The sequence below is a fragment of the Bacillus sp. L_1B0_5 genome, assembly GCF_000836715.1.
Lineage (GTDB): Bacteria > Bacillota > Bacilli > Bacillales > Bacillaceae_G > Bacillus_A > Bacillus_A thuringiensis_S.
Genome location: NZ_JXIS01000207.1, coordinates 1 through 5728, shown reverse-complemented (window position 1 = coordinate 5728; position 5728 = coordinate 1). Strand labels below are relative to the sequence as shown.

Here is a 5728-nt window from a genome sequence, read left to right as displayed (position 1 = left end):
AGATGTGTATAAGAGACAGAAAATACTCTTCTCACTTAAATTTCTCCTATTAAATTATTTCTAGATATATAACATCAATTATCCCTAACATATTAACAATTGGATAAATTACCCTAAACTCTTTTTTTAAAAAAGTATAATTATATAATTAAAAGCCCCTATCGGCAGGAGCTTTTAAACTTGAAATGTATTAAATTCCTTATACTTACTCCAAATAAAAAATTACAGTTCTTATCCCAATTACTAGTTATCTGTTAAGAAATATAGAATACATCAATTAATTTTAACCTTGTCCAACAATCACTGTAATTGTATGATCTAATACACCATTTCTATAAACATATACTTTTGCTGTTGTGGAAAAATAAGTTGTTAATTTCCCAGTAGAAGAAACCTTTATCAAATCATTACTAGTACGATAAGTCATTCCTGGCTCATGATAAGTAAGTTGATATCCACTAAAAAATGTTGGTAAAGTAACTGTGTAATCCCTAATGTTGAGAGTTTGTGTTAATTTTTTCTGGTCTTCCCTATTAAAATCAGTGGAAGCCTGTGAATCTGTGGTTCCGATACCTAAAATACTTAGAAAAGCAACCGACGTTACAAGAGCATAACGAAGTTTCATAATATTAACTCCTCCCTTTATAAATGATTTAAATAACAATAGGGATTTATTACCCTACTAGTAAGATAACATGAAATATATGTAAATAAAACCATTTGAATGGGAATTTTCTGTGAACACATATTTTATCAACAATTGTACATAAAAATTGATTATTGACTATCCTATAAAAAAAATTACCAACAATTTCTTAAGATATATTAATTTTATTTAATAACGCGCTCCTTCATCAGAATAAAAAAGTTTATCTTCTTTTATTAATTATTTGAAAATCTCATTAGGTATATTATATTGATCCAGAAAATCACTTTCTTGTACTTAACCTTCCCTATTCACCTTGTTGAATAGGGAGATTAATCTCTTTTAAAAATCTCGATCTTTTAGAAGGTTTCCCATTAATTGTTGCTGGGAATGTAATATATAGATTCTTCTTTGGACGAGTTACAGCAAATGGTGATAGGTAACCCTTTGAATTTATCTCCAAGTTTTCCCCCACCCCACACCGTACGTGCAACTTTCATCGCATACGGCGCTCCATCTTCTTATATATTCCTTACAACTGTTATATAAAAAGACTTGAGACCTTCCCTCCGCCACTTATTATCATGGTTTCATTGGTACTACATCTCTACTGCCATCTCTACTCACAACCCTTTTCACCAGATTATTACTAAACGTTAGAGACTTCAAACGTTCCGATATTGCTAGGTAAATAACTATACTTAGGTTCTACCTTTACCCCGAATTCACGTTATTTAAACTAAAGCAACCCATTAGCTTTATCCATCAAAATCTGTACGATAATTTCTTTGGAGTGAATTTTTTATTTTATACATTTCTATATAAAGCTTTTCGAGATGTACATTCAGTAGTTCGTCATCAACTATGTTGAATACTAACCATATATAGCTCCCTGCCCGCATTACTTTCGCAGTAATGTTTAACCTTTCCTCAGCGTTATCTGTTAGGGCTACTCAATGCGTCTTCACCCAGCTTCATACAAAATCGTTACCAGTTATGCATGTGGGAGTATTAGCAGCCATCTTATCATAGGATTTTTTTAAGGTTTCCTACTGTGGTCTCGCAATATCAGTTATCATTATAAAAATTTATAATGTGGTTTATCCCTCGTTAAACGATTTCAAACCAACGTTTCGCACCGTACATTAAGCGTCTTTCTTCTTCTATAGTAGTCGGGGGCTCAGCCTTTTCTATAGATTCTTGAATTATTTCTGGAGTAACTTTTGTTGCTTTGTTACTTGGTAATCCTTCATCATATAACCCTATTAAAAATACATTTTTAAATGATAATCCTTTACTCTTATGTATAGTTAATAGGTAAATTGCATTAAATGTACCTTTATGGTATTCATCTAACTTTTTCTTCATCTCTTCTTTTTTTTGGTTTAACTCTTGATACCTTTTGACCATACCTTCCCATGATTGAAACTGTTCTGTTTCTTTTTCTATCCATTTTATTTCATCTTTTGTTAACTGGTTTCTAATGAGTGGAAATCCCAAAAAATTTTTAATAACAATTTCCATAGATACTGACTTCTTATTTTTTAATCTTACTAACCCCTCAAAGTAATCAATAATCTCTTTTTTTCTATCCAAAGATTTATTTCCACAAATAAAATCAGCAATTTTTTGTGGATTTATATATGATGAACTATCTCCAATAAAGTTAACAACTTCTTGTTTTTTCTTGTAGAATGCATATGAAGTTTCTGAAATTATTTGGTTCCACCGAGTTAATTTATCACTATCTTCATTAGATATTAAAAAAGCTTTCCAATATCTATATGCCCTTTTAAATGCATCCAAGCTAAAAATACCCATTAAGTCTTCATTAGTTTCTATTACAAAAGGGATATTATTAACCTCCAGTTTATGGAGTAATGTTTTAATTTGGGAAGTAGAACGATATAAGATTACACTTTCTCTATAATCTGGGACAGCTTTATTTCCTGATAAACCAATATACTGAGATTGATCTATAATCCATTCAGCTTCTTCCTCTGGAGTAGGTAAACTTCGAATATAGCAATCACCCTCATTTTTATGAAAAGGTTTCATTGATTTTTTTATCCTATTGTTCTCATTAAATGCAATTACCCGATTCCCAGCTTGAACTATTTTTGAAGTAGAACGATAATTTGTCATAAGTTTAAGAGTTTGGGTTTCATACATTTGGTCGAAATCTTTTATGTATTTTGGCTCTGCGCCTCTAAAATAATAGATACTCTGGTCATCATCACCAACAATGATTAATTTAGCACCGTCCTTTAAATCCGGTGGGCAAATAAGTTTAATGATATCCATTTGAAGAGGATTAGTATCTTGAAACTCATCAATGAATATATACTGAAATCTTTTTTGTACATATTCACGCGCTTGGATATCATCTGTTAAAACATGAAGCAAATTTAACATGTAATCGTCAAAAACTACAATTCTATTACTTTTTCGTTTATCATAAAATTCCCGCATCATCTTTTGAAATCTTTGACTTAATGTTTCATCACTTGTTGGTTCAAGTATATTAAAGTGCTTTTCTATATATTTCGTCATCATCTCTATAGAGAACCCCATATTCGTCCAATAACTTATTTTTTCAAATAAATTTTTCTCTCCAGCATTTTCATCTAATTTTTTTAGTTTATAATCTTTAATTAAGTCTTCTAATTCCGCCTTATACTTCTTCTCATCTGGATTATCTCCAATAATGCCCATATGTTCTACATATGGAAATTGCTTTTTCAACTCATTATACAAGCGTATAAAAAAGCTATGAAAGGTGCCAACTGCTACTTTAGATTTTTCCTCTCCTAAGAAAAAATTCACCCTTTCTTTCATCTCTTCAGATGCCTTTTTCGTGAATGTAATCATGGCTATTTTTTCTTCAGGGACATTCTTCATCATTATTAAATAGGCAGTTTTCGCACAAATTGTCTGTGTTTTTCCACTACCAGCACCCGCAATAATTCTAAGGTTCTTCTCCATATCATATCTAATTGCCTCAATTTGCTCATTATTAAAATCATTATTATCATTTTTAGGCCTTAAAAAATCAAAAAATCCTTTATCTTCATCAAGATCAGTAAGAATATGTTGTTCTTTCCCTTCATCATACTCAAGTTCTCCATAAATACCTTGATAAAGATTCATAACATTTTCAGCATGCACTAATTCTTTTATTTTGGTATCAATAGAATCTTTAGCATGTTCAAGCTCTACTATTCTTCTATCTAATGTTTTATCTAATAATTTCTTCTCTTCTTTTAACATTTCATTACTTGCACATAAATTTTTTAATAAATTATTTTTTTCCTTAAGCTCTCTTTCTAAAATTTTTATTTTTTCTTGGAAGTGTTCTATTTCTTTTATTAACTTTTTTTTACCGAAAAGATCATCTAAAAAACTCATTATTTCCTTTCCTTTCTTTTTAAATACAATATCTTTTTATAAGATAAATTGTTATAACACCCTAATTATCATACACTAACCAGGAAAATTTATCCTTATCAGACAGTTAATTCTTTATTATTATAACGAAAAGATCCATCTCTAAAATTCTCATCCAAAATATTTTATAATAAATAAGCGGTAGTATAACAAGCCATACCACCGCATTAAATATAGTTTCATCTTTAAATTTAGTTATTAAAATAGTAAATCTATCTCCTTTGTTTCTTTTTTGGCTTTTCGTTCCCAGCCAAGGCACCACAATTTTATCTTCTTTTTGTACCAATAAGCCATAAACTGAATTTATTACGTTCAAAGGTTGAAATAATATACTCAGGATAAAAACTTAAAATGTGTTCTTTTATTTGCTCTTCATGCTCTTTAAGAATCTTTTGAGACTGTGCATTTTTAGGAACCTTGATAAATAGTTTTAACTCCTCATTTGATAAGTCTAGAACAGACTTTTTTACTGATTTATTGAACTTTGTAATTACATCATTTGCAGACAATGCATGATTAGTAGAATTACTTAAAGGTGTTTGAGAATATTGTTTCAAAAGTCGTCTAACATATATCGTCCCAGTAGTGGATTTAACTAGATTAATTACCGTGTCATCTGTAATTCTCTTAATAAACTCGGGCAATAGCAAAGCAAATACTATGCATGGAATTAAGATATTAGTTATCTGTAATACGCTCATCGTTACCTTGGCTAAGATAATCAGCTGGCTGGTGAATAAAAATCCTGTATTTACATTTATCAAATCTTTCTGTAAAAATCCAACTAATAATGTTAGCCCCAAACTTAAGATAAACAAAATGCTCAGAAAACATGTCAAATTATAGGTTTTCATAAAATACGTCTTTTTCTTTATAAATCTCATTTATAAAATCCCCCTTTCTGTATAGAACGTGGGTAGGAGAAGCGGTAAAAATTGATAAGGATGTTCATTATCGATGAACTGCAGTAATCCCGTTCCCTTGCCTATTGGAATAACAATTTCCGCAGGAGTGCGGGAGACGAATAAAAATCCCTCCTTCACTTCTACGAAAAATAAAATCGTGTAAATTGACTCTTCATTCATTACAAGATCCCTATTTAAGCTTTGATTGTGGTATTTTTCAATCTTTTGAAGATTTTTCGATTCAATAATTGAAAACAATGAAGAAAGTTCAGGATTTTTGTCAGAATTAAAAGTGAATGAATTGATTCCTTCTTTTACAAGCCTGAGCTTGCATCCTTTGGTTTTGTCCTTACACTGTTTATCAACGTATTCATATTGTATTTCAATAAGTGTTATTGCCCTTTTTACTAAAACATTTGTATCAATAAATTTTTGAGCTGTTGACTCTGAATATTGATTTGGTTTTGTAAATCCTATTTTCATAATGAAAACCTCCTTTTAAAATAGAGTCAAGAAGCAGCAACTCCTCAACTTACTATCTAAACGATTTGCAACTCGCTTAGATTTCTAGCCATCAAATTCTTGCTGAACTTTGTTAAATCTATTTTAAAAAACATTCATTCTTTTTTGGGTGCAGTTTTGTTGGTGAATTCGCTCCATTTTACTAACAAAACCACCAACAAAATATTGCATATAAAAAAGAGCAGTTTTTCTATGGCTAAATTTACAG

5 protein-coding genes are annotated in these 5728 nt (G+C 30.2%); all 5 read right to left on the bottom strand.

Annotation, left to right across the window (positions count from 1 at the left end; genetic code table 11):
- Window positions 1-283: 283 nt before the first annotated feature.
- Window positions 284-625: a hypothetical protein gene (locus RT27_RS31860; RefSeq protein WP_043939363.1), complete on the bottom strand. Its 342-nt coding sequence runs from the start codon at window positions 623-625 to the stop codon at window positions 284-286.
- A gap of 328 nt (window positions 626-953) precedes the next feature.
- Window positions 954-1109: a hypothetical protein gene (locus RT27_RS35040; RefSeq protein ID WP_153580446.1), complete on the bottom strand. Its 156-nt coding sequence runs from the start codon at window positions 1107-1109 to the stop codon at window positions 954-956.
- 647 nt (window positions 1110-1756) lie between these two features.
- Window positions 1757-4054, bottom strand: a complete 2298-nt coding sequence (locus RT27_RS31855; protein WP_231577730.1) for an ATP-dependent helicase — start codon at window positions 4052-4054, stop codon at window positions 1757-1759.
- A 305-nt stretch (window positions 4055-4359) separates the two neighbouring features.
- Window positions 4360-4977, bottom strand: coding sequence for a hypothetical protein (locus tag RT27_RS31845; RefSeq protein ID WP_043939358.1), 618 nt, complete (start codon window positions 4975-4977; stop codon window positions 4360-4362).
- Entirely contained in the window at window positions 4978-5481 is a 504-nt protein-coding gene (locus RT27_RS36005; protein WP_052497748.1) for a hypothetical protein, read from the bottom strand.
- Window positions 5482-5728 lie beyond the last annotated feature (247 nt).